This window comes from Halochromatium sp. NSM3, from assembly GCF_059621085.1.
On sequence record NZ_JCAQIA010000026.1, the window covers coordinates 22,410 to 48,839 of the forward strand.

General features: G+C 64.7%; 26 protein-coding genes. 16 read left to right on the plus strand and 10 right to left on the minus strand.

What is annotated here, in order from left to right; translation table 11 throughout:
- Positions 1 to 2 precede the first annotated feature (2 nt).
- From AC54T3_RS11790 to def, 4 genes are read right to left on the minus strand one after another with little or no spacing between them, the layout of a single operon-like run.
- Positions 3 to 599 (minus strand): DUF4390 domain-containing protein, encoded by a 597-nt coding sequence (locus tag AC54T3_RS11790; RefSeq protein ID WP_496624945.1) that lies wholly within the window; start codon positions 597 to 599, stop codon positions 3 to 5.
- Positions 596 to 1,927, minus strand: coding sequence for a 16S rRNA (cytosine(967)-C(5))-methyltransferase RsmB (gene rsmB, locus AC54T3_RS11795; RefSeq protein ID WP_496624947.1), 1,332 nt, complete (start codon positions 1,925 to 1,927; stop codon positions 596 to 598). The genes AC54T3_RS11790 and rsmB overlap by 4 nt, the downstream gene beginning before the upstream one ends.
- On the minus strand, positions 1,920 to 2,891 hold the full coding sequence (gene fmt / locus AC54T3_RS11800) for a methionyl-tRNA formyltransferase (protein WP_496624949.1): 972 nt from the start codon (positions 2,889 to 2,891) through the stop codon (positions 1,920 to 1,922). The genes rsmB and fmt overlap by 8 nt, the downstream gene beginning before the upstream one ends.
- Before the next feature lie 34 nt (positions 2,892 to 2,925).
- The gene (gene def, locus AC54T3_RS11805; RefSeq protein WP_496624950.1) at positions 2,926 to 3,462 is read right to left on the minus strand and encodes a peptide deformylase; all 537 of its coding nucleotides are present in this window, start codon (positions 3,460 to 3,462) and stop codon (positions 2,926 to 2,928) included.
- Between the two features lie 382 nt (positions 3,463 to 3,844).
- On the opposite strand from def, the gene AC54T3_RS11810 reads away from it, so the two are divergent.
- From AC54T3_RS11810 to AC54T3_RS11835, 6 genes are all read left to right on the plus strand, one after another.
- On the plus strand, positions 3,845 to 4,900 hold the full coding sequence (locus AC54T3_RS11810; RefSeq protein WP_496624952.1) for a LysM peptidoglycan-binding domain-containing protein: 1,056 nt from the start codon (positions 3,845 to 3,847) through the stop codon (positions 4,898 to 4,900).
- A 27-nt stretch (positions 4,901 to 4,927) separates the two neighbouring features.
- Positions 4,928 to 6,124, plus strand: a complete 1,197-nt coding sequence (dprA, locus tag AC54T3_RS11815; RefSeq protein ID WP_496624954.1) for a DNA-processing protein DprA — start codon at positions 4,928 to 4,930, stop codon at positions 6,122 to 6,124.
- A 79-nt stretch (positions 6,125 to 6,203) separates the two neighbouring features.
- Positions 6,204 to 6,680 carry a Smg family protein gene (locus AC54T3_RS11820; protein ID WP_496624956.1) on the plus strand — a complete coding sequence of 159 codons (477 nt, stop codon included), beginning with the start codon at positions 6,204 to 6,206 and terminating at the stop codon, positions 6,678 to 6,680.
- A gap of 158 nt (positions 6,681 to 6,838) precedes the next feature.
- A complete protein-coding gene (topA, locus tag AC54T3_RS11825; RefSeq protein WP_496624958.1) occupies positions 6,839 to 9,190 on the plus strand; it encodes a type I DNA topoisomerase in 2,352 nt (783 codons plus the stop codon).
- Positions 9,191 to 9,209: 19 nt separating this feature from the next.
- The gene (tsaC, locus tag AC54T3_RS11830) at positions 9,210 to 9,797 is read left to right on the plus strand and encodes an L-threonylcarbamoyladenylate synthase type 1 TsaC (protein ID WP_496624960.1); all 588 of its coding nucleotides are present in this window, start codon (positions 9,210 to 9,212) and stop codon (positions 9,795 to 9,797) included.
- A 149-nt stretch (positions 9,798 to 9,946) separates the two neighbouring features.
- Positions 9,947 to 10,999, plus strand: a complete 1,053-nt coding sequence (locus AC54T3_RS11835; RefSeq protein ID WP_496624962.1) for a cyclopropane-fatty-acyl-phospholipid synthase family protein — start codon at positions 9,947 to 9,949, stop codon at positions 10,997 to 10,999.
- Positions 11,000 to 11,017: 18 nt separating this feature from the next.
- Here AC54T3_RS11835 and AC54T3_RS11840 read toward each other — a convergent pair whose 3' ends face one another.
- Positions 11,018 to 12,976: an SLC13 family permease gene (locus tag AC54T3_RS11840; RefSeq protein ID WP_496624963.1), complete on the minus strand. Its 1,959-nt coding sequence runs from the start codon at positions 12,974 to 12,976 to the stop codon at positions 11,018 to 11,020.
- A gap of 112 nt (positions 12,977 to 13,088) precedes the next feature.
- Here AC54T3_RS11840 and AC54T3_RS11845 point away from each other — a divergent pair, with 112 nt between their 5' ends.
- Complete coding sequence (locus tag AC54T3_RS11845) at positions 13,089 to 13,496, plus strand: globin domain-containing protein (protein ID WP_496624965.1); 408 nt, start codon at positions 13,089 to 13,091, stop codon at positions 13,494 to 13,496.
- A gap of 76 nt (positions 13,497 to 13,572) precedes the next feature.
- Here AC54T3_RS11845 and rfbC read toward each other — a convergent pair whose 3' ends face one another.
- From rfbC to rfbB, 3 genes are read right to left on the minus strand one after another with little or no spacing between them, the layout of a single operon-like run.
- On the minus strand, positions 13,573 to 14,130 hold the full coding sequence (gene rfbC, locus AC54T3_RS11850) for a dTDP-4-dehydrorhamnose 3,5-epimerase (RefSeq protein WP_496624967.1): 558 nt from the start codon (positions 14,128 to 14,130) through the stop codon (positions 13,573 to 13,575).
- Complete coding sequence (gene rfbA / locus AC54T3_RS11855) at positions 14,127 to 15,011, minus strand: glucose-1-phosphate thymidylyltransferase RfbA (protein WP_496624989.1); 885 nt, start codon at positions 15,009 to 15,011, stop codon at positions 14,127 to 14,129. The genes rfbC and rfbA overlap by 4 nt, the downstream gene beginning before the upstream one ends.
- 8 nt (positions 15,012 to 15,019) lie before the next feature.
- The gene (gene rfbB, locus AC54T3_RS11860) at positions 15,020 to 16,096 is read right to left on the minus strand and encodes a dTDP-glucose 4,6-dehydratase (protein WP_496624969.1); all 1,077 of its coding nucleotides are present in this window, start codon (positions 16,094 to 16,096) and stop codon (positions 15,020 to 15,022) included.
- A gap of 420 nt (positions 16,097 to 16,516) precedes the next feature.
- Between rfbB and lldD the strand changes: the two genes are divergently transcribed.
- The 3 genes from lldD to AC54T3_RS11875 all read left to right on the plus strand — a co-directional run bounded on the left by lldD (position 16,517) and on the right by AC54T3_RS11875 (position 18,944).
- Positions 16,517 to 17,680, plus strand: a complete 1,164-nt coding sequence (gene lldD / locus AC54T3_RS11865) for an FMN-dependent L-lactate dehydrogenase LldD (protein ID WP_496624971.1) — start codon at positions 16,517 to 16,519, stop codon at positions 17,678 to 17,680.
- Positions 17,681 to 18,194: 514 nt separating this feature from the next.
- On the plus strand, positions 18,195 to 18,332 hold the full coding sequence (locus tag AC54T3_RS11870) for a type II toxin-antitoxin system RelE/ParE family toxin (RefSeq protein WP_496624973.1): 138 nt from the start codon (positions 18,195 to 18,197) through the stop codon (positions 18,330 to 18,332).
- A gap of 303 nt (positions 18,333 to 18,635) precedes the next feature.
- Positions 18,636 to 18,944, plus strand: a complete 309-nt coding sequence (locus AC54T3_RS11875) for a hypothetical protein (protein WP_496624975.1) — start codon at positions 18,636 to 18,638, stop codon at positions 18,942 to 18,944.
- 27 nt (positions 18,945 to 18,971) lie between these two features.
- Here the strand turns inward: AC54T3_RS11875 and AC54T3_RS11880 are convergent, their stop codons facing one another.
- A complete protein-coding gene (locus tag AC54T3_RS11880) occupies positions 18,972 to 19,757 on the minus strand; it encodes a peroxiredoxin-like family protein (protein WP_496624977.1) in 786 nt (261 codons plus the stop codon).
- Between the two features lie 317 nt (positions 19,758 to 20,074).
- Between AC54T3_RS11880 and AC54T3_RS11885 the strand changes: the two genes are divergently transcribed.
- Positions 20,075 to 20,830 (plus strand): hypothetical protein, encoded by a 756-nt coding sequence (locus tag AC54T3_RS11885; protein ID WP_496624979.1) that lies wholly within the window; start codon positions 20,075 to 20,077, stop codon positions 20,828 to 20,830.
- Positions 20,831 to 20,869: 39 nt separating this feature from the next.
- Here the strand turns inward: AC54T3_RS11885 and AC54T3_RS11890 are convergent, their stop codons facing one another.
- Positions 20,870 to 21,814 carry an MBL fold metallo-hydrolase gene (locus tag AC54T3_RS11890; RefSeq protein ID WP_496624980.1) on the minus strand — a complete coding sequence of 315 codons (945 nt, stop codon included), beginning with the start codon at positions 21,812 to 21,814 and terminating at the stop codon, positions 20,870 to 20,872.
- A 374-nt stretch (positions 21,815 to 22,188) separates the two neighbouring features.
- On the opposite strand from AC54T3_RS11890, the gene AC54T3_RS11895 reads away from it, so the two are divergent.
- The 5 genes from AC54T3_RS11895 to AC54T3_RS11915 all read left to right on the plus strand — a co-directional run bounded on the left by AC54T3_RS11895 (position 22,189) and on the right by AC54T3_RS11915 (position 26,274).
- Complete coding sequence (locus AC54T3_RS11895; protein WP_496624982.1) at positions 22,189 to 22,377, plus strand: cytochrome b; 189 nt, start codon at positions 22,189 to 22,191, stop codon at positions 22,375 to 22,377.
- A gap of 48 nt (positions 22,378 to 22,425) precedes the next feature.
- Positions 22,426 to 22,761 (plus strand): YceI family protein, encoded by a 336-nt coding sequence (locus AC54T3_RS11900; RefSeq protein ID WP_496624983.1) that lies wholly within the window; start codon positions 22,426 to 22,428, stop codon positions 22,759 to 22,761.
- Between the two features lie 193 nt (positions 22,762 to 22,954).
- Positions 22,955 to 23,314, plus strand: a complete 360-nt coding sequence (locus tag AC54T3_RS11905; RefSeq protein WP_496624985.1) for a hypothetical protein — start codon at positions 22,955 to 22,957, stop codon at positions 23,312 to 23,314.
- 131 nt (positions 23,315 to 23,445) lie between these two features.
- A complete protein-coding gene (locus AC54T3_RS11910) occupies positions 23,446 to 24,900 on the plus strand; it encodes a hypothetical protein (protein WP_496624986.1) in 1,455 nt (484 codons plus the stop codon).
- A 102-nt stretch (positions 24,901 to 25,002) separates the two neighbouring features.
- Positions 25,003 to 26,274, plus strand: a complete 1,272-nt coding sequence (locus AC54T3_RS11915; protein WP_496624988.1) for a glucose-6-phosphate dehydrogenase — start codon at positions 25,003 to 25,005, stop codon at positions 26,272 to 26,274.
- The last annotated feature ends 156 nt before the right edge of the window (positions 26,275 to 26,430 follow it).

Consider the following 26,430-nt stretch of genomic DNA (forward strand, 5'->3'; position numbering starts at 1 on the left):
GCTCAAGGCGTCAACGGCCACCGGGTCCAGCCGGTGCTCTGCTTCCAGCCCGAGCGCAGATAGGCCATGGGGCGCAGCGGCAGGGGGAGTTCCTCGATATCGAGCGAGGCGCGCAGATGCACCTCATAGGCCTGGTGCGGGTCGAGATGGTGCTCGCTGATCAGACGGAGGTCGTTCAGCTCGCCCAAGGCGGCGATGGCGGCCTGGCGCGTGACGAAGATGCGTCCGTCCTCACTAGGGAGCCGTGAGACCAGGTACCGTTCGGACAGTGGCTTATAGCGGATACGGTACCTGAGGCGCCGATCGACCAGGCTTTCGTCCCAGATCCAGGCGCCTTGCTCGCGCACTTGCAGATGCACCTGGATGGTCAAGGGCACGCCGTTCTCCAGCGCCTCCAGCGCGCGCTCGCTGAAGCGATAGTCGATCTCGGCCGAGAGGATATGCTTGCCGTCGACCCGGCGGGTCTTGGCGTCGATGACATGGAAGCCGTCCGCCGCGCGTACCACCGGGCTCGGAAATAGGCTCAAGACCAGTAACAAGGTCAGGGTGACGCAGGCGAGGAGCGTCGGCAGCCAGCGCCAGGGTCGGGCTCGGGTCATTGCTTCAGCAAGCGGGCGAAATAGAAGCCGTCCGCGCCCGCGTCAGTTGGCAGCAGTTGTCGTCCATGGGCACGCGCGATGCCCAGGCTCGTGGGCAGCGGTGACTCGACGGCATCGCGCTGGCGGGCGAGGAAACCGGCGATCTGGGCTTCGTTCTCGTCGGGCAGGAGCGAGCAGGTCAGGTAGAGCAGGCATCCGCCTGGCTGCAGCAGGGGCCAGAGCGCATCCAGCATGCGAGCCTGGGTGTCGACCAAGGGACCGATGTCGGCATCGCGTCGCAGCCGCTTGATGTCGGGATGCCGGCGGATCACGCCCGTGGCCGAGCAAGGTGCATCGAGTAGGATGCGTTGGTAAGGGGCGTCGACCCACGCTGGGTGCGGTTGCGTGGCATCGCCCACCATGATCCGGGCCCGCAGACCTAGACGCGCCAAATGGGTGCGCACGGCGTCTAGCCGCTCGGCGCTGGCGTCGATCGCGGTCAGCGCGAGCCGGCCTTGCGCCTGCTCGAGCAGATGGGCGCTCTTGCCGCCGGGTGCCGCGCAGGCATCGAGGACGCGCTCGCCAGGCTGTGGTGAGAGCAGCGGTGCCGCCCATTGCGCCCCGGCATCCTGCACCGAGACCAGGCCCTCGCTGAAGCCGGGGAGTGCTTGGGCGGCGAGTGGCCGTGCTAAGCGCAAGGCTTGTGGCTGGTCCGCGAGCGCTTGGGCGTCGATATCGGCCGCGCTCAGCCGTGCCGCGTACTCCGCTGGGTTCGCGCGCAAGGTGTTGACGCGCAGGAACATCGGCGCGCGCGCCTGGCTCGCGGTGACGATCGCTTCCCAGTCCTCGGGCCAGGCCGCGCGCAGTCGGCGCAACAGCCAGGTCGGCATCAGCCAGCGCGCAGCTTCATCGCGCTCGGCCAGGGCGAGCAAGGCAGGGCCCTCGCGTTGAAAGCGGCGCAGGCTCGCGTTGACCAGACCCACCGCGCGGGGGCGCTGCAACAGCCGCGTCGCGGCAACGGTGGCCGAGACCGCAGCATGATCCGGGATGCGCAAGGCGATCAGCTGATAGAGTCCGATCATCAGCAGGGAGCCGATGATGCGATCGTTCGGCTTCAGCGGGCGTTGCAGCAGTTGGTTGGTGAGGGCCTCTAGGCGCGGTAACAGCCGCAAGGCGCCGAAGGTCAGCTCGCTCAACAGGGCCTCGTCGCGCGCGTCCGCTGGCGTTGCGCTCGTCGCGAGGGCGTCGGTCAGAGAGCGGCCCTCGGCGCAAACCGCATGCAGCACCCTGGCTGCCTGCGCGCGAACCGCAGCCCCGCTGGGCTCGGGCTGCGTGTGTGCTCTAGCCAAGTAGGATGCCATCGACAGCATGCGCGCGCGCATAGTCGGCGGCGCTGACCGGGCGTTTGCCCGGAGCCTGGAGGCACTCGATGCGCAGCACGCCATCGCCGGTGGCGACCTCGATGCCGTCACTGCTGCTACCGAGCACGGTGCCGGGGAGTGTCTCGTCTGTCTCGTCGGAGACGGCCCGCGCGTCGGCCTCGAGTGGACTCGCTTCCCAGATGCGCAGGGTCTCGCCTTTGCAGTGGGTCTGCGCGACGGGCCAGGGCTCGAAGGCGCGGATCTGGCGATCGATCTCCAGCGCGGAATGTCGCCAGTCGATCATCGCCTCGCGCTTGTCCAGCTTGCTCGCATAGGTGGCCGCATCATGGTCCTGCGGCTGCGGCGTCACGGATTGGTCGCAAATCGCCGGCAGGCTATCGAGCAACAACTTGGCGCCGATGGCGGCGAGCCGATCATGCAGGCTACCGCCGGTCTCGCGCGGGCCGATCCGGGTGCGCTGCGTCGCATAGACCGGGCCTGTGTCGAGCCCTTGCTCCATGTGCATCAGGCTGATGCCGGTGTACTCGTCACCCGCAGCGATCGCGCGCTGAATCGGCGCCGCGCCCCGCCAGCGCGGTAACAGCGAGGCATGGATGTTGATACAGCCAAGTCGCGGGCAGGCGAGGATCGTCGCCGGCAGGATGAGCCCATAGGCGGCGACCACCATCAGGTCTGGCGACAAGGCTTGCATCTCCTCGAGGGCCGCAGCGTTCTTTAGGGTCGGCGGTTGCAACACCGGAATCCCAGCATCGAGCGCGACCTGCTTCACGGGACCGCTGGCGGTCTTGCGGCCGCGGCCCGCCGGGCGATCGGGCTGGGTATAGACCGCGACCACCGTCCAGTCGGCGGCGATCAAGGCGCTTAAGGCTGGCACCGCGAAGGTCGGTGTGCCAGCGAAAAGGATGCGAGGGGGTTCCAGAGGGGTTTCCATCAGTGGCTCCGGTGCGGCTGCCGGCCTGCGGTCATCAGATGGCTTTCCGTTCGGGGACGGTGGTGGCTGGCTGGGATGCGCGTTGATCCTTTTCCAGCTTCTTGCGGATGCGCTGGCGCTTCAGTGAGGAGATGTGATCGACAAACAACCGGCCATCGAGATGGTCGATCTCGTGTTGGATACAGACCGCGAGCAGACCATCGGCCTCGAGTTCGAATGGCTCGCCCTCTGGATTCAACGCACGGAGGCGCACACGCTCGGCACGTTTCACGGTCTCGAAGAAACCGGGCACCGAGAGACAGCCCTCGTCCATTTCCTCTTCGCCCTCGCGCTCGAGGATCTCGGGGTTGATGAGACAGAGCGGGTCCGAGTGTTCCTCGGAAATGTCGATCACGATCACCCGTTTGGGGACATTGACCTGGATCGCGGCGAGACCGATGCCGGGCGCGGCATACATGGTCTCGAGCATGTCGCTGACCAGTTGGCGCGTGCTGTCGTCGACTTGCGCGACTGGCTCCGCAGTGCGTCGCAGGCGCGCGTCGGGGAAGGTGAGGATATCAAGTAAGGCCATAATACTATCAGGGGCGTCGGTCGGCTCCCGGGCCGGGCCAAGGGGATGGGGCGAGCATGGGGCGCTTGAGCTTGGGGCACGCCGCTTGAGGCACGCACGGGGGCCGAACAAAAAACGTCGGGATTACATTGCGATGATACCCTATTGTGCAAGAGTGCTGTCAGAGCATGTCAGTGCGCCACCGGTGCGAGCCAAGATCACCGGGGGCAACGAACGTTATGCCACTGCGCTCGATCGGCAGCGCCGAATCTCGCAGGCTCGAGGCCGGGCGTCTCAGCGCGCTCAAGGCAAGCGGACGGGAGCATAAATAGAAACGATGATGTCGAAGGTGCTGTGCGCACTCCGGTTCCTTTCGCGTGCTGGTTCCCACGTTGGACCTGTGGTGGTCGCGCCGCTGGTCGTGGCGGCCTGGTCGCTGTTGCTCGCGGCACCAGCGGCGGCAACGGCGGCGGCACCGGTGGCGGCACCGGTGGCGCTGCAGCCGAATGCCCCCGAGGTCTACCACGTTCGCCCTGGCGATAGTCTGTGGGGGATCGCTGGGCGTTTCCTGCGTGATCCCTGGCGCTGGCCCGAGGTCTGGGAGGAAAATCCCGAGGTTGCGGACCCGAATCTCATCTATCCGGGGGATCGACTCTTGCTCGATACCAGCCGCCCTGGCAGGCCGCGTGTGCGCCAAGCAACGGCTGGGGCCTCGGGTGGAATGCGCGTGGTGAAGCTGTCGCCACGCGTGCAGGTCACCAAGCTGGACGCGGCGGTGCCAATCATCCCGATCGATGCCATCGGGCCGTTCCTATCGCGGTCCTGGGTCGCCGATTCGCGCGCGCTCGAGGAGGCGCCCTCTGTCGTCGGTTTCCTGCACGAGCGCCTCCTGGCCGCGACCGGTGATCGCATCTTCGTGCGCCAGATCCTGGAGATGCGGGAGGCCAGATACGAGATCCTGCGCCCAGTTGAGGCCTTGCGCGATCCGGTCACTCAAGACGTGCTCGGTTACCCGGCGCGCTTCGTGGCCGAGGCGCGATTGGAGCGGACAGGCGACCCGGCAGTCTTGTTGGTGACCAACGCCATCATGCCGGTGCGGATGGGCGATCGCGTGCGTCCGGCGCGCGACGAAATCGCGCTTCGCCGCTTCTTGCCGCAGCCGGCACCGGCTGGGCTGAAGGGGCATATCATCTCGGTGCTCGATGACGTCTCGCGGATCGGCCAGTACGATAGCGTGGTGCTCGATCGCGGCACGCGCGACGGGGTGGAGGTCGGGCAGGTGTTCGCTGTCTATGACGGTGGCGAGGCGCGCGATGGTGGCGCCTACATCGTGCCCGAATCCCAAACCGGGATCGTCATGGTGTTCCGGGTCTTCGAGCGCGCCAGCGTTGCGCTGGTGATGCGGGCCAATCAGGCGCTGCACATCGGCGAGAGGGTCGCGGCACCGCGCGGACATTGAGCCCATGAGCGATATGGTTTGAGCGATATGGATGAGACTGATCTCACCGCATGGCTGACCCTGGTGTTGACGCCGGGGCTGGGTCCGCGCCGTATCGACAAGCTGTTGGCCGCGTTCGGCAGCGCCGAGGCGGCCTGCGCCGCGCCGACCTCGGCCTTGCGCTCGCTCGGGCTGAGCGAGCCGATGCTCGCGGCGCTGCGCGCGCCGGATACGGCCGCCATCTCGGCGTCCCTGCGCTGGGCCGAGCAGGCCGAGGCGCACATCCTGACACTGGTCGATCCAGCGTATCCGCCGCGCCTGGCCCAGCTCTCGTCGGCGCCGCCGCTGCTGTTCGTGCGCGGTGATCTGGCGCTGCTGCGGGAGCCGCAGCTCGCCATCGTTGGCAGCCGCAACCCCACCGCAGGCGGGGTGCAAACCACGCGCGCCTTTGCCGCGCATCTGGCCGGACTTGGATTGGTGATCACCAGCGGCATGGCCCTAGGCGTAGATGCGGCGGCGCATCTGGGCGCATTGGAGACGGGCCGCACCATCGCCGTGCTCGGCACCGGGCCGGATCGGGTCTACCCAGCCGCCCATCGCGAGCTGGCCCATCGGATCAGCACCGAGGGCGCGCTGGTCAGTGAATTCCCGCCCGGCGTTGGACCGCAGGCGAGTCATTTTCCGCGCCGCAATCGGACCATCAGCGGCCTCAGCCTGGGCACGCTGGTGACCGAGGCGGCACCGCGTAGCGGCTCCCTGATCACCGCCCGCTATGCGGCGGAGCAGGGACGCGAGGTGTTTGCGATTCCCGGCTCGATCCACAGTCCCTTGGCGCGCGGCTGTCATGCGCTGATCCGCGAGGGCGCCAAGCTGATCGACAGCGTTGATCAGTTGCTCGAGGAACTGGCGCCCCAGCTACAAACCTATCTGGCCCAGTCCACCCAGCTCGCCGAATCCCCCGAGTCCAAGCCCTCGAAGCAGCCGGCCAACGCCGGACAGTCATCGCATCGATCATCCGTGATGCCGACGACGAAAGGCGTTGATTCGGAGACAACGGCAGGCCTCGACCCGGACTATGGCCGCCTCCTCGAGAGCATGGGCCAAGACCCGGTCGCGCCCGATGAGCTGGTGGTGCGTACCGGCTTCTCCGCGCAGGCGGTCTCTTCGATGTTATTGCTCCTTGAGTTGCAGGGCCATGTATCATGCTTAGCGGGCGGACGGTACTGCCGTCACCTCGGCACTTAGCCGTCACCTCGGCGAGTGGCGGTTGTTGTAAACCGCCGCCAAGCACGCCGAGGCTTGTGACTCCATCAGAGGACTCTGAATGTACGACAACATGGTCGATGTCCTGATCTATCTCTTCGAGAACTACATGAGCGGTGAGGCCATGCCACCGGAAGATCATGGCGAACTGGAAGATGAACTGACCAGCGCCGGCTTCACCAGCAACGAGGTGGCGCAGGCGCTGACCTGGCTCGACGATTTGGCGCGGCGCATGGAGCACAGCGATTACCGCCCGTGTGATCACGGTGCGATGCGCATCTACACCACCGCCGAGGAGACCAAGTTAGACCTCGAAGCGCGTGGGCTGCTGCTGTTCTTGGAGCAGAACGGCATCCTCGACCCGCTCAGCCGCGAGCTGGTGATCGATCGCGCCATCGCCATCGAGCAGGCCGCCGTCTCGATGGATGAACTCAAGTGGGTCGTGCTGCTGGTGCTGATGAATCGCCCTGGGCAGGAAGACGCGTTTACCCAAATGGAAGAACTCATCTACGGGGACGAGCCTGCCTACCTGCATTAGCGCACCGACGGCGAGCAAGCCTCCGCAGGCGTGCGGGCCGAGGCCGCTTTGCGGTGGCCATCTCGTCACGACGGCACGAGAAGTCTGGAGCGTCGACCTTGACGTAGGGGCCGCCGATCGTATCTCCTAGCGCTCCATTTCAGCGCATTGGCAAGACTATGAATCTCGTCGTCGTCGAGTCGCCGGCCAAGGCGAAGACCATCAAGAAGTATCTGGGGCCGGACTTTGAAGTCGTGGCCTCCTACGGACACGTGCGCGATCTGGTCCCCAAGGAGGGCGCGGTCGATCCAGAGCACGGCTTCGAGATGAAGTACCAAATCATCGAGCGCAACGAGAAGCACGTCCAGGCCATCTCGAAGAAGCTCAAGACCGCCACGGCGCTCTATCTCGCGACCGACCCCGACCGCGAGGGCGAGGCCATTTCCTGGCATCTCTATGAGCTGCTGCTCAAGCGCCGTCAAATCGGGGAACGCCCGGTCTATCGGGTCGTCTTCAACGAGATCACCAAGCGTGCCGTCAACGAGGCCGTGGCCCATCCGCGCACGCTTTCATACGATCTCGTCAATGCGCAGCAGGCACGACGCGCACTCGATTATCTCGTCGGTTTCAACCTCTCGCCGCTGCTATGGAAGAAGGTGCGCCGCGGGCTCTCCGCTGGGCGGGTGCAGAGTCCGGCACTGCGCCTGATCGTCGAGCGCGAGCAGGAGATCGAGGCCTTCCAGAGCCGCGAGTATTGGACCGTCGAGGCCGATGCGGCCGATCAGGGCAAGACCTTCAGCGCCAAGCTCGCCGAGTATGGGGGAGAGAAGGTCGAGCAGTTCACGATCACTGATGAGACCCGGGCGCGCGAGGTTGAACAAGGGCTGCTCGCGGCGGCCAACGGCAAGCTCAGCGTCGACAAGGTCGAGCGCAAGCAACGCAAGCGGCATCCGGCGCCGCCGTTCATTACCTCGACCCTGCAGCAGGAGGCGGCGCGCAAGCTTGGCTTCACCGCGCAACGCACCATGCGCACTGCTCAACAGCTCTATGAAGGCGTCGATATCGGCAGCGGGGCGGTGGGTCTTATCACCTACATGCGAACCGACTCGGTCAATCTCTCGCAGGAGGCAATCGGCGAGCTACGGGCCTTCATCGCCGAGCGCTACGGCGCCGATCACTTGCCCCCACAGGCCAGACTATTCAAGACCAAGTCGAAGAACGCGCAGGAGGCGCACGAGGCGATTCGACCCACGTCGATTGGCTATCAGCCGGAGCAGATCAAGGCCCATCTGACCAAGGACCAGGCCCGGCTCTACGAGCTGGTCTGGAAACGGACCCTCGCTTGCCAGATGGCGCACGCGCTGCTGAACCTGGTCTCGATCGATCTCGGCTGCGGGGAAGGCAATCGCTTTCGGGCGACCGGCTCGACCATCGCCGAGCCAGGCTTCATGCGCGTCTACCTGGAAGGCCGCGATGATGTGGCCGGGGCCGATGACGATGAAGAGCGGATGCTGCCCGATCTCAAGGAGGGCAGTCAGGTCGATTTGGTTGCGGTCCGCCCCGAGCAGCACTTCACTGAGCCGCCGCCGCGCTATTCGGAGGCCTCGCTGGTGAAGATGCTGGAAGAACTCGGCATCGGTCGGCCTTCGACCTATGCCTCGATCATCTCGACCCTGCAGGAGCGTGAGTACGTCGAACTTGAGAAGAAGCGCTTCACCCCGACCGATGTCGGACGCATCGTCAACAAGTTCCTCACCGAGCACTTCACCTCCTATGTCGACTACGACTTCACCGCCCGGCTCGAAGACACCCTCGATGCCGTCTCGCGTGGTGAGGAGGAGTGGATTCCGCTGCTGGAGCAGTTTTGGAAACCATTCAAGGAGCAGGTCGACTACACCCAGGAGCATGTGCAGCGCAGCGATGTCACCCAAGAGGCCATCGATGAAGAATGCCCCAAGTGTGGCGGACAGCTTGCCAAACGCCTTGGGCGAAATGGTTTCTTCATCGGCTGCTCCAAGTATCCAGAGTGCGACTACACTCGCGACCTGAATGCCGAGAAGGGCGCCAGCGATGAGCCCGAGATCGTCGAAGGCAAGTCCTGCCCGGAGTGCGACTCACCGCTTGCCGTGAAACGCGGACGCTATGGCAAGTTCATCGGCTGCACCGGCTATCCAAAGTGCCGTTACATCGAGCCGCTCGAGAAACCCGAGGACACCGGCGTTGAATGTCCAAAGTGCAATAAGGGCTCGTTGCAAAAGAAGAAATCGCGACGCGGCAAGATCTTCTATTCCTGCTCGACCTACCCTAAGTGCGACTACGCAGTCTGGAACGAGCCGCTCGCCGAGCCCTGCCCGAACTGCAGCTGGCCGGTGCTGACCCTCAAGGTCACCAAGTCCAAGGGCGCGCAGAAGGTCTGTCCGCAGAAGGAGTGCGGTTATAGCGCGCCGGCCGACGACGAAGGCGGATCGGACGGGCCGGATACCGATGCGAATAGCGCCCGCAGCAAGCCGGCGCCTGAGCCGGTCGCCTGATGGCTGGCGGCGAAGCGGCATGAGAACCAGAACCATCGGTCCCTCACCGTTCGGCCTGCGGCTCGCGGCGCAGGCGATCGCCGCCGGCGAGATCCTCGCCTATCCCACCGAGGCCATCTTTGGACTCGGCTGCGATCCGTTGGACGCCCGAGCGGTGCGGCGAATCCTCGCGATCAAGCGCCGCCCCGAGCACAAGGGCCTGATCCTGATCGCCGCCGATCTCGACGCCTTATGGCCGTTCATTCTGCCGCTGGAGCCCGCGCGAATGGCTGAGATCGAGGCATCTTGGCCTGGACCGAATACTTGGCTGCTGCCGGCGCGCCCCGATACGCCAAGCTGGCTCACCGGCGCGCATGAGACCATCGCCGTGCGCATCCCTGGCCATCCCGTCGCCCGTGCGCTGTGCGCGGCTTGGGCCGGCTACGGCGGCGGGGCACTGGTCTCGACCAGCGCCAACATCGCCGCTCGGCCGCCGGCGCGCACCGCGCTTGAAGTCCGCCACCGCCTGCCCAAAGGCCCGGACCTCATCCTCAACGCGCGCTGCGGTGACAATCCGCGACCCTCCCTCATCCGCGATGCCCGCACCGGTCGCGTATTGCGCCCCTGAATGGACGCGATGCGCTGCTGAGGTCTGCTGCTCCGATTGGCAGCATTGATCAGCAACCTCATACCTTCTCTTGCGGATCGAAATTGTATCCAGCCGTTGCTGCCAATACCTGACGGATTATCCTGGAATCACGAATGCTGGAGTATTGAATGCCGATTTCCGAGGCCATGATCATCTCGCTGGTGGAGCGCGGCATCGTGCCCGATCCGATCATCCGCGCGGGTATCCGCCAACGGTTGCGCAAGACCTTGGCCGAGCTGCCGATGAACGACTGCGAGGCTGCGGCGGAGCACAAGAAGGCCTTCATCGCGATGCTGGACGACTCGCCGGTGGCTGCGGTGCCGGAGCGCGCCAACGAGCAGCACTACGAGGTGCCGGCCGAGTTCTTCGCGACCGTCCTCGGCCCGCGCCGCAAATACAGTTGCTGTTGGTGGCCGACGGGAGTCACCAACCTAGACCAGGCCGAGGAGGCGTCACTGGCGGAGACCGCGCGCCGCGCCGGGATCGATGCCGGTATGGACGTGCTCGAACTCGGTTGCGGCTGGGGCTCGTTCAGCCTCTGGGCCGCCGAGCAGTTCCCATCGAGCCGCTTCACGGCGGTCTCTAACTCCAGCTCGCAGCGCGCCTACATCGAGGGCGAGGCCAAGCGGCGCGGGATCGAGAATCTCACCGTCATCACCGCCGACATGAACGCCTTCGCGATCGATCAGAGATTTGACCGCATCGTCTCGCTAGAGATGTTCGAGCACATGCGCAACTGGCGGACTCTGTTCAGCCGCTTGCACGATTGGCTCAAGCCTGGCGGGCGCTTCTTCATGCATGTGTTCTGCCATGGAGATCATCCTTATCCCTACGAGGATACTGGGCCGGACGACTGGATGAGCCACTATTTCTTCGCTGGCGGCATCATGCCGAGCGATGATCTGCCGCTGCATTTTCAACAGCGGCTCAAGCTGGTCGATCGCTGGCGCTGGGACGGGTGTCATTACGAAAAGACCCTAAACGCCTGGCTGGCGCAGATGGACGCCACTCGGGATCAGGTCTGGCCGATCCTGGAAAATACCTACGGCAAGGATCAGGTCGGCACCTGGTGGATGCGCTGGCGATTGTTCTTCATGGCCTGTGCCGAGCTGTTCGGGCTGCATCAGGGCCAGGAGTGGTACGTCGGGCACTATCTCTTCGAGTGCCCTGAGGCGGCCTGAGGGTCTGCTCACTCCTCGTCAAAACATCAGGTTCAGCATCAGCAGCGAGACCACCAAGAACAGCACCGTCATGATGCCGCCGGCGCGCAGGTAGTCGGGCACGCGATAACCGCCCGGGCCCATGATCAGGGCATTGACCTGATGGGTCGGGATCAGGAACGAGTTCGAGGTCGCAATGCCGACCGTGAGCGCGAATACGGCCGGATTGGCGCCCGCGCCGAGTGCCATATTCACCGCCAGCGGCACCAGCAGCACGGTCGCGCCCACATTCGACATCACCAGCGTGAAGAAGGTCGCGAGGACCGCCAGCGCGGCCTGGATCACCCAGAGCGGTACGTCGCCTAGAGCCGCCAGCGTCTCCTGCGCGATCCAGGCCGCAGTACCCGAGGTCTCGACCGCGAGGCCGAGCGGAATCAGCGAGGCCAGCAGGAACACGGTCTTCCAACTCACCGCCTCGTAGGCCTCGTCGATCGAGAGCACCCCGCTCAAGATCATGCCGATCGCGCCGGTCAGTAGCGCCACCGAGAGCATTAGGTCGGTCAACAGCACCAGCCCCAAGGTCAGCGCGAAGAACAGCAGGGCAACCGGGAGCTTGTGCGGGCGCAGCTCTTCGTGCGGATACTCGGTGGTGACGATGACGAAATCGCGATTGCTCTCGAGCCGGACCAGGTCTGTCCAGGCGGTATGCACCACCAGCGTATCGCCGGGCTTGAACGGCAGGTTACGCACACCACCCGTGGCATAGGTCAGGGTCTCATCGCCGCGCCGGATGGCGAGCAACGAGAGGCCGTAGACCTTGCGCATAAAGATATCGCGCGCGGACTTGCCGACCAGCCCAGAGCCCGGTGGGATCACAATCTCGGCGATACCGGCCCTGTTCGCGGACAGGGCCTCGGCGAAGGTCTCGAGTTCGGGCCGGGTCTCAATCTCGGTCTCGGCGACGAAGGTCTTGATGCGCTCCTCGGTCCCCAGGATGCCAAGCAGCGTACCCTGTTCGATGCCTAGGCTGCGATCGACCCCCGAGGCGCCGAAGCGCACCCCATCGCCCTTCTCGACGGCGATGATGCGCAGGTTCCAACGCCGCTCGATCTCGTCCACGCTGAGGCCGGCGAGCGGACTTTCAGCGGGAATCCGAACCTCGTGCACACTGAAGTCGCTGACGCCATAGGTCTCGGCGTAGTAGGCCATCGGATCGCCGGCCTGCAGCAGCTTATCTTTAGAGCGCGCGGGCAACACGAAGCGGCCCGCAACCACGAAGTAGAGGATGCCGGTCGCGACCAGCGCCAGGCCGATCGGCGTCACCGAGAACAGGCCAAAAGTCTCCATCTGCTGATCAGACGGCAGGCCTTGGTTGGTGGTCTTGATCAAATCGTTGAGCAGGATCAACGGGCTCGAGCCGACCATGGTGATGGTGCCGCCGAGGATGGCGCAGAAGCCCATCGGCATCAGCAGCCGCGACATCGGCAGGCCGGTGCGGGCCGAGATGCGGCTAACCACCGGCAGGAATAGCGCCGCCGCGCCGACGTTCTGCATGAAGGAGGAGATCACGCCAACGGTGCTCGAGATCAGCGGGATGATGCGCGCCTCGGTGCTGCCGCCGATGCGCATGATGAAGTTCGCGACCCGCGTCATGAGGCCGGTCTTATCCAGCGCGGCGCCGATGATCATCACCGCGATGATCGAGATCACCGCGTTCGAGGCGAAGCCATCGAATAGGTTTTCCAAGGGCACCAGCCCCGTTTCCAGGCCCATCCAGGGCGCAGCTAGGGACGTGAGCCCGAGCAGCACCATGATGCTCACGGCCGCGACGTCAACCGGAACCACCTCGAATGCGAACAGGAAGACGGTGAGGACCAGTACCGCCATCACCCAGGCCATCTCGATCGAGGGCACCTGCCCGGCGAGCCAGATCGCGAAGATGGCAAGAACGGCGCCGGCGATTTCGGTGATGGTGATCGCCTTCAGCAGTCTACTCATACGAAAACTCTCCGAATGCGACTCTGGGATCGCGTTGAAGCCCTGCGCGCTCTGGCCTAGTATTGAGCAAGAGCGCGCATGATGCGCGTCCACTAGCGTCGGTAGAACAGCCATGCATCCTGATACGGCCTCGCGTGTTCGGCAAACCTGGGATTTGATCCTGCCGCAACGAAAAACGGTTTGCCGCGATTTCTATCAGCGCTTGCTCGCCCGCTATCCCGAACTGCGTCCCCTGTTTAAGGCGGATATGGGTCAACAGGCCGATCTCTTCGTCACCATGATCAATACCGTGATCAGCGCGCTCGAGCATCCGCAACGGGTCCAACCCCTGGTCGAGACCCTAGGGGTGCGTCATGCCGAATACGGCGTGCAAGCCGCCGACTACGCGAAGTTCGAGGAGGTCCTGCTTGAGACCCTGGGCGAAGCGCTCGGCGATGCGTTCGATGCCGATGCACGATCGGCGTGGCGCGAGGTCTTCGAGCGGCTCTCGGCAACCATGCAGGCCGGCGCCGGGCATTGAGGGCATTAAGCCTGATCGGCGCCGTGGCAGCCATAAAGCGCCTCTCCCTTGGCTGCGGTTGGTGAGCTGGCAACCTTCAGCGAGCGCTAGGCAGCCGCTCAGCGGGGATCTCGCGCAGCAGGGGCGCGTCCCGATCCTTCTCCGACAGCACGGGCTGAATCCCGGCCGGCCAGTCGATGCCGATATCTGGATCATCCCAGCGCACCGCGAACTGGGCCTCGGGATGATAGGCTTCGGTGCATTTGTAGCCGAAGATCGCCTGTTCGCTGGTGACCAGATAACCATGCAGGAAACCGGGCGGCACCCAGAGCTGATGCTTGTTGGTTTCGTTTAGCTCGGCGCCCACCCAACGCCCGAAGCTGGGTGATCCGCGCCGCACATCCACTGCCACATCGAACACGGCACCGCTGATCACCTGCACGAGCTTGCCCTGACCATGGGGATTCTGGATATGCAGTCCACGCAGGATGCCGTGGCCCGATGAGGCCTGATTATCCTGCACGAAGGCCGGCCCGATGCCATGCTCGGCATAGCGCTGCTGCTGCCACGTCTCGACGAAATAGCCGCGGTGATCGCCGAACACCTGTGGCTCGATCAGCAGCACCTCGGGGATGGCGGTCGCGGTGACCTTCATAGGACAGGGCCTCGCGTGATCAGACCGAGCAGATAGTCGCCGTAACCGCTCTTGCGCAGCGGCTCGGCAACCGCGCGCAGGGCCTGGTCATCGATCCAACCGTTGCTGTAGGCGATCTCCTCCGGCGCGCAGACCTTCAGCCCTTGCCGCTTCTCGATCGTCTCGATGAAGTTGCCGGCCTCGATCAGCGATTCATGGGTGCCGGTATCCAGCCAGGCGATACCGCGGCTCAGACGCTCGACATGCAAGGCGCCTTGCTCAAGATAGCGACGGTTCAGGTCGGTGATCTCGAGTTCGCCGCGCGCCGAGGGGGTGAGTTCGGCCGCGAAGTCACTGGCCCGCTCGTCATAGAAATAGAGGCCGGTGATGGCATAGTTGGAGCGCGGCTTGACCGGTTTCTCCTCGAGCCCGATGACCCGACCCTCGGCATCGAGTTCGGCGACGCCATAGCGCTCCGGATCGCGCACCCAATAGCCGAACACGCTGGCGCCCTGGTCGCGCTCGGCCGCCGCGCGAAGATGCGTGCGCAGGCCGCCGCCATAAAAGATGTTGTCGCCGAGAATCAGGCAGGACGGGGCGCCAGCAAGGAAGTCGCGACCGATGATGTATGCCTGCGCGAGTCCGCCCGGCTCCGGCTGCACCGCGTACTCGAGCTGCACGCCCCACTGGCTGCCGTCGCCAAGCAGCTTGTGAAAGGCCGGCGCATCGTGCGGCGTGGTGATCACCAGCACCTCACGGATGCCGGCCATCATCAGCACCGCGAGCGGGTAGTAGATCATCGGTTTGTCGTAGACCGGAAGCAACTGCTTGCTGATGCTCAGGGTCAGCGGATGCAGCCGGGTGCCGGAGCCGCCGGCGAGGATAATGCCCTTGCGGTTCATTCCAGCCTTCATGCCAGCACGCCTCCCAGGGCTTGGCCGCCGAGGCGCTCGCCACGATAGCTGCCATCGGTGACCCGGCGCGTCCACTCCTGGTTGTCGAGATACCAGGCCAAGGTGCGCGCGAGTCCGCTCTCGAAGGTCTCGGCGGGTTGCCAGCCGAGTTCGGTCTGGATCTTGGTCGCATCGATCGCGTAGCGGCGATCATGGCCGGGACGGTCGGTGACGAACTGCTTGAGCTGGCTGTGAGGGCGATGGGGTGAGTCGGGCAGTGCCTCGTCGAGCAGCCGGCAGAGGGTGTCGACCACCTCGAGATTGGTGCGCTCGCTGTCGCCACCGATGTTGTAGACCTCGCCGGGGCGTCCGGCCTCGAGCACCCGATCGATCGCGCGGCAGTGATCCTCGACATAGAGCCAATCGCGGATGTTGCCGCCGTCGCCATAGATCGGCAGCGGCTCGCCGGCGAGGGCCTTGGCGATCATCAGCGGGATCAGCTTTTCTGGAAACTGGTAGGGGCCGTAATTGTTCGAGCAATTCGTGGTCAGCACCGGCAGCCCGTAGGTGTGATGCCAGGCGCGCACCAGATGATCCGAGGCCGCCTTCGAGGCCGAATAGGGGGAGTTCGGCGCATAGGCCGTCGTTTCGGTGAACTTGCCGCTCGACCCGAGCGAGCCATAGACCTCGTCGGTCGAGACATGCAGGAAGCGGAAGGCCTCGCGCCGCCCGGCCTCAAGCCCGCTCCAATACGCCTTGGCGCTGTCGAGCAGGCTGAAGGTGCCGAGCACATTGGTCTCGATGAAGGCGGCGGGGCCGTCAATCGAGCGATCGACGTGGCTCTCGGCGGCGAAGTTGACCACCGCATCGACCTGGTACTCACGCAGCAGGTGCCCGACCAAGGCCTGATTACCGATATCGCCTTCCATGAAGACATGCTGCGGATCATCGCGAAACGCGGCCAAGGTGTCTGGGTTACCGGCATAGGTGAGCTTGTCGAGGTTGATCACCCGCTCGACGCCTTGGTGCATCTTCAGATGCACGAAGTTGCCGCCGATAAAGCCGGCGCCGCCGGTGACAAGGAGGGTGCGCATGGTCTGATAGGGGGCTTTCCTGAACCAGTGGCGGATGATACCACCTCGGTCTTGAGGTTTAGCTCCGAGGCTTCAGGTCGCCATGAGCAGCCCTTTTAAGGTGGCGAAATGTGTCCAGCTGCAAGCCCCTGATTTTTCTTCGAAGTGCTTGTAGGAGATCGCTGGATTCGATGGCTGTAAGATCCACTCTGATATCGTAACCGGCTGATCTTAAATGTTGTTTTTATGCACCTTAAAAGGGCTGGTCGCCATGAGGATAACGCAACAACAGCTCAGAGAGGGTTTTTCGGGTCACGTCCAGCCCTTAGGCGGCGGCCGTCACCGGCGTTCTTGTGCGTTGACCTCAGATCGAGCCCCCCGTTACTCTCTAGCCCCGGCGCCCTTCCTAGACCCTCGGGGTGAGTTGGATGTCCTATCCGTATGATCATTTCCGCACCCACTGACTACCGCGCCGCAGCCAAGCGTCGTCTGCCCCCTTTCCTCTTCCATTACATCGATGGCGGCGCTTATGCAGAGGAGACGTTGCGGCACAATGTAACGGATCTTTCCGGCATCGCGCTGCGGCAGCGCATCCTGCGCAACATGTCGGATCTCAGGCTGGACACGGAGTTGTTCGGCGAGACCTTGTCGATGCCTGTGGCGCTGGGGCCGGTGGGTTTGACCGGCATGTATGCTCGTCGTGGCGAGGTCCAGGCGGCGAAGGCGGCGGCGAACAAGGGCCTACCCTTTACCCTGTCCACCGTGTCGATCTGTCCGATCGAGGAGGTCGCCCCCGCCATCGATCGTCCGCTCTGGTTCCAGCTCTATGTGCTGCGCGATCGCGGCTTCATGAAGAACGCGCTGGAACGTGCCCAGGCTGCGGGTTGCTCCGTGCTGGTGTTCACCGTCGACATGCCAACGCCAGGCGCTCGCTACCGCGATGCGCACTCCGGCATGAGTGGACCGATGGCCGCCATGCGACGGTATCAGCAGGCGATGACCCATCCGCGCTGGTCCTGGGATGTCGGCGTCTGGGGTCGCCCGCATGATCTGGGCAATCTCTCGAGGTATCGCGGCAAGACGACCACGCTGGAGGACTACATCGGTTGGCTAGCGGCGAACTTCGATCCGTCGATCTCGTGGAAGGATCTGGAATGGATTCGCGACTTTTGGCAAGGGCCGATGGTGATCAAGGGCATCCTTGATCCGCAAGACGCCAAGGATTCGGTCAAGTTCGGCGCCGATGGCATCATCGTGTCCAACCACGGCGGGCGTCAGCTGGATGGAGTGCCGTCCACGGCGCGCGCGCTGCCGCCCATCGTGGATGCGGTGCAGGGGGAGCTGAAGGTCCTGGCCGACTCCGGTGTGCGCAATGGTCTGGACGTGCTGCGCATGATCGCGCTGGGCGCCGATACCGTGCTGCTGGGTCGCGCCTTCGTCTATGCCTTGGGTGCCGCCGGTCAGGCGGGGGTCGAGAACCTGCTGGATCTGTTTGCCAAGGAGATGCAGGTCGCCATGACGCTGACGGGCGCGAAGACGATCTCCGAGATCAATCGTGATTCGCTAGTGAGCTTCACGGACGCAGCGTCGACTCCGGCTGCCTGAGTGCGTTCTACTCCGACCCTTTTTGGTCACATGCAAACGCCATCCTCATCATGGGAAGAGAACGGACTGGCTGCCGATCCGTTCTTGCTGCACCCCCGTTGCATTCTCCAAAACCCGGCTTTTCGTCCGACCAGCGCGGTCGTCATGCTAAGGCTCCACGTCGTAGAAGGAGTGCAGTGTTTTGGTACTTGGATGCACCCCCGAGGACGTTTCTTACTCCATGGTAGTATCCCGTACTACCCTCGAGTCAGGAGGAACGGTCACATGGCGAACATCGAAAAGGTGAGTATTGCGCTGACGCCTGAAATGTTGGCTGTTGTCCGCGAAGCGCTGCGGGACTGGAAACGCCGCTACGCCTTGGAGCAAAAAGACGTCGAGGAGCTTCGTCATCTGTGGGCAGAGGGGCTCGCGAGTAGGCCGGGGGCGCCACGCCGATATGGCAGCAATCAAGGCCGAGGCCCGGCGGCGACTGGTTGCAGCGCAAGACAGGGAAACAACGGGCGCGTGAGGGATCATGCGGACCATCAAGCGGATGGCACAGGCCGAAGAAGACCTGATCGACATCTGGCTGCACATCGCCCATGACGATGTGCGCGCTGCGGACCGCGTGCTTGATGACATCGAAGAGACGTTCGTTCTTCTCGGGGATTAGCCTGGTCTTGGCCCGGAAAGGTCCGACGTTGCGCCCGATCTTCGCTATTTCCCGGTTCGGTGGTATCTCATCCTGTACCGTCAAATCCTGTACAGCGTCGAGATTGTCCGCGTAGTTCACGGTGCCTGCGATGTCCCCAGATTGATGGCGGCCCCATAAGCCACCGAGCCATTCACGCGACGGCATCCCCGACGCGCCGTCGGCAGCTTCCAGAAGTCCCGAGGTCACGGGGTTGCCTGTCATGCTTACACCCCGCTCGCCGATAGCAGTACATAAAACCCACTGTCCAACGAGGAACACTACATGAAAACCATTACCACCACCCTGACCGCGACCCTGTTCAGCCTGGCGGCCGCTAGTGTCAGTGCCGCCGACGTCTATCAGGGCTTGAGCGCCGGTCATCCGGACCTCTCCAGCCAGCCGGCTGGCATCGAAGACGGCTTTGGCGTCAGTGCCACACAACCCGGCGTCGGCAGTCAGATCGATCGTTATCACGGCATCGCCGATGGCAACGCTGACCTGTTCAATGTCCGCCTCCAGGGTCCGTCCGACAGCGGTGATGCGCCGACCATCTACGGTGGCGCCCAGGGCAATCCGGATCTGTCATTCTGAGAGGGTCTGAGCCGTTGACGTCAGCGCTCAGTCTGGGGCCTTGTCGGCCCCAGCACTCTCGCCGACCTGATCCAACGCCGCAATGATCGCGGCCGGTTCCATACGCTTGCGATAATCGATGTCGGCAAACGCAGCGCGAATCACGCCGTCACCATCGATCACAAAGGTCGCCGGCACGGGCAAGACCCGCCGGTCGGGGCCGTTGTACTCGGCCAGGTCCAATCCGAGACGCTCACGGTAGACGGCATCCAGATCGGCAGGGACCTCGAAATAGAGGTCATAGGCTTGCATCACACGATCATCCAGATCGCTCAACACCTCGAACGCATAGCCGTCGTCCTCGACCTGCTCACGGGATTTATCCGGCAATTGAGGCGTGACCGCGACGAGCCGCGCACCTCGGGCCTCGATCTCGGGCAGGGATTGCTGCAGCCCGCGCAGCTGCAGGTTGCAGTAGGGGCACCAGGCACCGCGGTAGAAAGTCAGCACCACCGGTCCTTCGGCGAGCAGATCGGCGAGCCGCACGCGCTCGCCGACCGCGTTCGGCAGGCTGAAGTCGGGCGCCTGAGTGCCGACCGCCAAGCCTGGGTCTGGCATCGCAGCGGCGAGATCCTCAGCGGCCTGCTGCATGACGGCCCGATCTGCCGCATCGAGCTTCGGTCCGCTCGTCTTGGCGCGTTCCGCCTGAAAGGCGTCCAGTGCCTGTTGATAGCTCGGCAGCGGCGCGTCGCTCGCGGTCTCCGCTTGCGCGGCTGACGCCAAGAGCAGTGAGGAGGAGATCAGTGCGATCAGGGGGAAGGATTGCTTCTGCATGATGGTCTCTCGAGAAGGGGTGACAGCCAGAGGGCGATGGTTGCGCAAGCGGATCGAGCCTGGTTGATGATTGCACACGCAGGTCAAGGTTGGTTGCTACGAGCTGACCCCTTAAGACCGGTGTGATGGCTGAGTTCTTTCAACCGAGTTGGTCAATCTTTCAACCGGGCTTTCAATCCAGTCAGTCCTCTCGCTGCTGAGTCTGCGCATGCTCCTGCTTGCGATGCAGCAGACTCACGGGTGGCGATTCGAGCCCATGGCGTCGATTCGACACCGATTGCTTGAAATGATGCGATGTCGCGGCAGGTCTAATCCCTATGATGAACGCGAATGCCTGCAACTATCCCTTACGCGACCTGCGCCTGCTACCGTCCGCCTGGCTGCGGATTGGGAGCAGTGTCGTCAGCATCCCGGTAAGCTATCGCGCGACTTGGCTCGATGGCCTCGGCGCGCGCGGTTGGAAGCTCGATGCCAACCGCGATGATCCCGAGATCATCGCCGCGACCAGCGACGCCAGCGGTGCCATCCCCACCTCGGTCTTGGTCCATGATGCACTGGATCACCTGCTCTGCGGCTTCGCCCCCAGTGGTCATCGTGCCGAAGCGATGGCCCTTGAGCAGCTGGCGCGACGCACCGGCTCCGACCCAACCCCGGATTATCGGCAGATGGCCCGCGAGGATCTGCTCACGGGCCAGGTGGTTGGCGAACCGCTGTACCGATTCATCGGCGCAGAACTCCGTCATCAGCTCCCGACGACGGCGGCCGACTGGGATGATCGCAGGGTGATCAACGCTCTACGCGAGCAGCTCGGTGACGAGGCGCTGGTTGAGCAGTTGGTCCAGCGCATGGCTGGACTCGGCCGCGCTGGGCGGCCGCATGCGCTCCTCAGTTGGCGCGTCACCGGCTTTTCGTACGCCCGCCGCACCGAGCTTGGACTGCGCCTGCAGCGCCTGCTCGAGCAGATGGACGCCTGGGTCGATGCCGAGGGATTGACCGAAACGGCCGGCGAGATCCGCATCGGGCAGGGCGGCTGTGCCTTTGTCACCGAGCAGGGACAGCGCTTGGAGGTCTGAGCCGCCTCATTCACGTCACCGCGTCATTGCCTCACCGTGCTACCGGCCCGGCGGCTCGAGCCCGAAGCAGTCCAAATCCGAGGCGACGCTCAACTTGCCCTGATAGACAGCGCGAATCCGCGCCAGACTGTCATCCAGTGCCCGCTCGGAGCGGCGCATCAGATGGCTGAGCACCAGATGCTTGACCTCGGCCGCCTTGGCGATCTCGGCGATCTCCGAGGGCAGGGTATGCAGCCGTGCGGCGACCGGACCCGCCTGTTCGGGCACGGCATGGTCCATGATCAACAGATCGGCATCGCGCGCAAAGTCGACGAACCAGGGATCATCGCCATTGAGATCCCCGCTGAAGACGATGCGCTGATCGCCCACATCCATGCGGTAGGCCAGCGCCGGGACCGGGCCATGGGTGACGCCGATGGCACTGACCCGATAGTCATCGGTCTCGAGCACCAGGATCGGCTCGCGGCTGTCGGCCTCCAGCGTGCGGCGCTCCAGCCTGACCAGGCCATCGCCGCCATCGAGATAGCCCGAGAGGTAACCAAACGCCCCGGTCTGCGCAGCGAACAGCCCCTGCAGATAGCCCTCGAGATCGGGATAGTCCCCGCCACCGGTCGGTCCGGCAATCGGCAACGCCCGGCTGCGCGGGCTGAAATAGCCACTCTTCAGCAACGCTGGCAGATCGGTCGCATGGTCAGCGTGCAGATGCGTGAGCGCGATCAGATCGAGGTCGGCAAAGCGCGCACCGCTGGCGCCGTAGCGCGCGAAGCTGCCGCCACCGAGGTCGACCAGCACCCGCGCCTTGCCCTCCAGCCAGAGTAGATAGCCCGCGCTGGCGCGCTCCTGCTGCGCCTCCGGGCCGCCGGAGCCAAGCACCTGCACGGCAACCGTCGCCTCACAGGCGCTGAACGCGGCGCTGCTCCCAGCGCCTGTGCTGGACATTACCAGTAGGAGTGCGGCGAGTCGCCACCGTCTTGGTTGTTGCATCGGTATCACCTGTTGAGGCTCGAGCCGAGTAAGCGCCCCGGCCAGGTTTGCATAAAGTGGCCATTCCAGCGCAGCGTGGCGCTGAAACGAGCGAGGAGTCGGCCCCGAAAAAAAACGGCAATATCGGGGGTCTCTTGCATTGTGAGGGCGTCGCTTTGGAGTGGAGTTATTGCGGCCGATAAGGCAGCGCGGGTTCGCTGCACATCATTTCCCAGGACCGCCCCCGCAGCGACCTTCTTTCGCCATCCACACCGCCTGCTTGCCCCGAGAGCACAGTGACCTGAGCATGCTAGGCAATAGTCACGACACCTACGGCCTCGTTGCCGTGATCTTGCATTGATGGACGTCCGATCGACGTTTTTGGTCTGTTCAGCGTGCCAGCCCTGATCACCGACCTGCCGAATCAGGCCGACATCGCCGGCGAGATCCACCTGATCCTGGCCCTCTCGCTGGTCTCGCTGGCTGGTGTCCATGCGCTGGCGGCGCTCAAGCATCACCTGATCGATCGGGATCGCACCCTGCTGCGCATGCTGGGACGACGATCAGCTTCCAAGGCGCGCTGATGCACCGACAAACCGATCCGGTGCGACCAGGCCTGTCCTCGCCAACCGATGATTCACCGAACCCATGACCAACCGGAGAATGACCATGCTCATGCCAAAGACCCTGACCGCCCTGAGCCTGACCGCTGCGCTGTTGCTGCCCGCAATCGCCGCCGCCACGGCACGGTCACGGGCGACTTCAGCTTCCATGGTGTTACCCAGCCGGTCACCCTCGAGGTGGAGCAGATCGGTGCTGGACCCGACCCCTGGGGTGGCTTCCGTCGCGGTTTTCAGGGCGCGACCCGCTTTGCGTTGAAGGATTTCGGCATCGACTATGACCTGGGTCCCGCCTCGCAGGTGGTCGAGATCATTCTGTCGATCGAAGGCGTGCGCCAGGATGGCTAGCGGCGACGTGACGATGCAGGCGAGAGCCGCATTGGATGAGAGCAAGCCCTTGCAAAACAGGCTGTCATCAAAATGTCATCATTGAATAGAAAACAACGAGCCCGGTCACGCAAGCTATGCGAAAGCCGTCGAATGGTCGCCGGTGCAGGTGGCGAAGGGCTCGCGATGCCGATGACCGCAAGAGGGCGATTGGGTGAGCAAACAGCACAAACGGCGCTGCGGGAGCTTCAACTGCGGTTGGGTCATCGACGACAGCCCCTTGCCGGAGTGGATGCGGCCTGACCAGGCCGGGGTCATCGTGCTGTTCGCCAAACGCCGCTGGCTCGAGCGGCCGGTCGACATCGCGGTCCCGGTTGGCCGCAGCATTCCGCCGCGCGCCCTGGCTTGGCTCAAGGCCTTTGCCGAGCGCCAACAACGCCCGTTGCTCTACACCGAGCAACCCTTGAGCGAGGACGGTGGCTACGCAGCTCAGCAGCAGGTCTTCGTCCATGGTCCGCCGGCCTTCCGCGAGCAGGTTGTGGCCTGGCAGGCACGCGGAGAGCCGCTGTGGTGAAGTCTGGTCGTCCTGTCACACGCCGGGCGGCACCGAATGATGCGGATGCCAGCGCGCGAGGGCTGGCCATTACGCGCCGCCGCTTTTTGCTCGCGGCCGCCGCGGCGGTTCCTTGCTCACCCCGCGCGATCATGGCCGCGCGTCCCGAGGGAAACCCGCCAGAGCTGCTCGACCTGCTGATCGAGACTGAGCGCGAGACCTTACTCGAAGCGCTAGTGACACGGATCGCGGCCGGCCTGACCTATCCCGAGCTGCTGGGCGCCCTTGCCGAAGCCGCAGCGCGCCAGGTCCGACCCTATCCGCACGTTGGCTTCAAGTATCACGCCTTCATGGTCCTGCATGCGGTCGACAGAACGACCAGGCACGGCCCCTCCGAGGATGCCTGGCTACCGATCCTCTGGGCGGCTGACGCCTTCAAGGGCGCGCAAGCCCAGGAACAGTCCCGAGGCGGCTGGGTGTTGTCCGACGCCTCTACAGCGCTCACGGCGAGCCGGATCGGCCGCTCGGTGCGACAGCATCCGGAACGGGCGTTGTACCAGGCGCTCGACCAATGGGACGCCGAGGCCGCTGACGACGCCCTGGTGGTCTTGCTGCAGCAACATGTGCCGGAGCAGATCCTGCAGGGGCTTTGGCGCTACGGGGCGCGCGATTTTCGCTCGATTGGTCACAAGGCGATCACGGTGGCGAACTGCGCGCGGCTGCTGCCAGCGGTGTCGCGCGCGCGGGCCGAGCCAATGCTGCGCTCGCTGGTACTGGCGCTGCAGAATCACCGGGGCGAGCCCAATCCGGCGACCACGGCGCTCGCGGCTGACGCACCCTGGCGCAACAACCTGGAGCGGATCAAGCAGCTTGAGCGGCCAACGACGCCTGACGCCGAGGCGACCGACGCCAACAACGCGGCGCTATCGCAAGACCTGCTCGCAGTGCTGCGCGAAGGCTCGGTCGATGACGCCGGCGCCGCGCTCGCGGCGGCACTTGCCTGGGGCGTCCCCGAGACCAGGCTCTGGACTGTCGTGTTCGCGGCCGCCGGCGAGCTGATGCTGCGCGAGCCGGGAATCCTCGCGGTGCATGCCAATACCACCAGTGATGCGCTCTTCTTGGGCGCCAGACACGCAGGTGATAGCGACACCCGAACGCTGCTGCTCCTGCAGGCGGTCAGCTTCCTGCCGCTATTCCGTGATCTGATCGGTGGTGATGGCGATGCGCCGCAGCTCAGCCGCTTAGAGCCGGCGTCACCTGCGGCCGGCGTCGCCGCCGATTCCGACGAGGCGCTCAAGGCGGTCTTTGCCACGCTCTCGGTATCGCGCCGCGAGGCCGTGCCCAAGGCGCTGGGCTATCTCGAGGCCGGCGGCTCCGAGCAGGCGCTCATGCGCCGTGCTCGGCACTACACGGTCGAGCGCAATCAGGGCGCCCACGACTACAAGTTCACTGAGGCGGCGTTCCGCAATGCCGGGGCCATGCCCGAGCACTGGCGTCGGCGCTACCTGGCCGCGTCAGTGCTCTACATGAACGGTCCCGACGACAGCGAAGATCCGGCGGTTGCCAACGCGCGCCTGCTGCTCGCTGATGCCGGGGCTAGGCGCTGAGGTGGGCGCGAGGACTGCAAGAAAAGGCGCGCCGTTCGGGTCCAAGAGGCAAACGGATCAGATCCACTGATCACATCCACCCAGGCCGAGCCCAGCGTCCCGGTGATCTTCGGCGCCAGTGGCGACCTGACCCGACGCAAGCTGATCCCGGCGCTGTTTCATCTCGCCGGCAAGGGCTGCTTGGCACCGGACCTGCAGATCATCGGCATCAGCCGCGATCCGATCGACGACGGTGAATTCCGAGCCATGCCCAAAGACGCCACCGCCGCCTCCGCCGAAATCCCTCACCTCGACGAGGCGGCCTGGAACGCCTTTGCCGAGCGCCTGCACTATCTGCCCGGCGACTTCACCGAGGCGGGCACCTACCAGCAGCTGAGCGAGATCCTAAGCCAGCAGCCCACGGCCAACCGGCTGTTCTATCTGGCCACGCCGCCCTCGGTGGCGCCGACGATCCTCCGTCAGTTGGCCGCAGCCGACCTGAACCGCGAGCAAGACGGCTTCGCGCGCGTGATCATCGAGAAGCCCTTCGGTCATGATCTCGACTCGGCGCAGGCGCTCAACGCCGTCGTCGCTGAGGGCTTCGACGAATCGCAGGTCTATCGCATCGATCACTATCTGGGCAAGGAGACGGTCCAGAACATCCTCTTCTTCCGCTTCAGCAACGCGCTGTTCGAGCCGCTGTGGAACCGCAACCACGTCGACTACGTCGAGATCACCGTCGCCGAGCGCACGGTGCGCGCCCAGTACAGCGCCGGCGAGAGCGAGGGCGCCTCGGTCGCCGGCTGGCTTGAGGAGCCGAAGGTGCCGGCGGACTCGCGCACCGAGACCTTCGCCGCGCTCGACCTGCGCATCGACAACTGGCGTTGGGCCGGCGTGCCCTTCTATCTGCGCACCGGCAAGCGCCTCGCGCATCAGGTCACCGAGATCGCCGTGCATTTCCGCCATCCGCCGATGCAGCTGTTCCCGCACGAGGAAGCGCTCACGGCCAACGTCATCGTGATGCGCATCCAGCCCGACGAGGGCATCAGTCTGGCATTTGGTGTGAAACAGCCCGGCGGCGAGCGCCGCGCGGTGCCGGTATCGATGGACTTCTGCTATCGCGCCGCGTTCGGCGACAACCCGCCCTCGGCCTACGCGGTGTTGTTGCTCGACGCCCTGCGCGGTGATCCGACCTTGTTCACCCGGCGTGATGGCGTCGAGGCGCAGTGGCGCCTGATCAGCCCGATCGAGCAGGCCTGGGCGGCGGAGACCGCCGCCCCGTTGCCAGGCTATCGCGCCGGCAGCGATGGGCCGGCCGAGGCCGATGCGCTGCTGGCCCGCAATGGCCACCACTGGCGCGCGATCGCCGACAACGTCGGTGCCTGCGCGCGCTGATTTCCCAGAGAGACCGCTCAACCGGGCCACAGGAGCACCGATGCACCAAGAGGCCAGACAGCGCGCCTGGCGCCTGCTGGAGGAATCCGTGGTCACCTACTGCGGCGAGCCGGTCGGGACTGTCGCCGCCCATGATCCCGAGACCGAGGCGCTCAA

What these genes read in the sequence shown, in the direction of transcription:
- AC54T3_RS11875 (WP_496624975.1), top strand. Translation starts at nt 18,636, where the DNA reads ATGAAAACCATTACCACCACCCTGACCGCGACCCTGTTCAGCCTGGCG.
- AC54T3_RS11840 (WP_496624963.1), bottom strand. Translation starts at nt 12,976, where the DNA reads ATGAGTAGACTGCTGAAGGCGATCACCATCACCGAAATCGCCGGCGCC.
- AC54T3_RS11900 (WP_496624983.1), top strand. Translation starts at nt 22,426, where the DNA reads ATGATTCACCGAACCCATGACCAACCGGAGAATGACCATGCTCATGCC.
- lldD (WP_496624971.1), top strand. Translation starts at nt 16,517, where the DNA reads ATGATCATTTCCGCACCCACTGACTACCGCGCCGCAGCCAAGCGTCGT.
- dprA (WP_496624954.1), top strand. Translation starts at nt 4,928, where the DNA reads ATGGATGAGACTGATCTCACCGCATGGCTGACCCTGGTGTTGACGCCG.
- AC54T3_RS11845 (WP_496624965.1), top strand. Translation starts at nt 13,089, where the DNA reads ATGCATCCTGATACGGCCTCGCGTGTTCGGCAAACCTGGGATTTGATC.
- AC54T3_RS11910 (WP_496624986.1), top strand. Translation starts at nt 23,446, where the DNA reads ATGGCCGCGCGTCCCGAGGGAAACCCGCCAGAGCTGCTCGACCTGCTG.
- AC54T3_RS11885 (WP_496624979.1), top strand. Translation starts at nt 20,075, where the DNA reads ATGATGAACGCGAATGCCTGCAACTATCCCTTACGCGACCTGCGCCTG.
- tsaC (WP_496624960.1), top strand. Translation starts at nt 9,210, where the DNA reads ATGAGAACCAGAACCATCGGTCCCTCACCGTTCGGCCTGCGGCTCGCG.
- topA (WP_496624958.1), top strand. Translation starts at nt 6,839, where the DNA reads ATGAATCTCGTCGTCGTCGAGTCGCCGGCCAAGGCGAAGACCATCAAG.
- fmt (WP_496624949.1), bottom strand. Translation starts at nt 2,891, where the DNA reads ATGGAAACCCCTCTGGAACCCCCTCGCATCCTTTTCGCTGGCACACCG.
- rfbA (WP_496624989.1), bottom strand. Translation starts at nt 15,011, where the DNA reads ATGAACCGCAAGGGCATTATCCTCGCCGGCGGCTCCGGCACCCGGCTG.
- AC54T3_RS11890 (WP_496624980.1), bottom strand. Translation starts at nt 21,814, where the DNA reads ATGCAACAACCAAGACGGTGGCGACTCGCCGCACTCCTACTGGTAATG.
- AC54T3_RS11820 (WP_496624956.1), top strand. Translation starts at nt 6,204, where the DNA reads ATGTACGACAACATGGTCGATGTCCTGATCTATCTCTTCGAGAACTAC.
- rfbB (WP_496624969.1), bottom strand. Translation starts at nt 16,096, where the DNA reads ATGCGCACCCTCCTTGTCACCGGCGGCGCCGGCTTTATCGGCGGCAAC.
- rfbC (WP_496624967.1), bottom strand. Translation starts at nt 14,130, where the DNA reads ATGAAGGTCACCGCGACCGCCATCCCCGAGGTGCTGCTGATCGAGCCA.
- AC54T3_RS11790 (WP_496624945.1), bottom strand. Translation starts at nt 599, where the DNA reads ATGACCCGAGCCCGACCCTGGCGCTGGCTGCCGACGCTCCTCGCCTGC.
- AC54T3_RS11880 (WP_496624977.1), bottom strand. Translation starts at nt 19,757, where the DNA reads ATGCAGAAGCAATCCTTCCCCCTGATCGCACTGATCTCCTCCTCACTG.
- def (WP_496624950.1), bottom strand. Translation starts at nt 3,462, where the DNA reads ATGGCCTTACTTGATATCCTCACCTTCCCCGACGCGCGCCTGCGACGC.
- AC54T3_RS11835 (WP_496624962.1), top strand. Translation starts at nt 9,947, where the DNA reads ATGCCGATTTCCGAGGCCATGATCATCTCGCTGGTGGAGCGCGGCATC.
- AC54T3_RS11870 (WP_496624973.1), top strand. Translation starts at nt 18,195, where the DNA reads ATGCGGACCATCAAGCGGATGGCACAGGCCGAAGAAGACCTGATCGAC.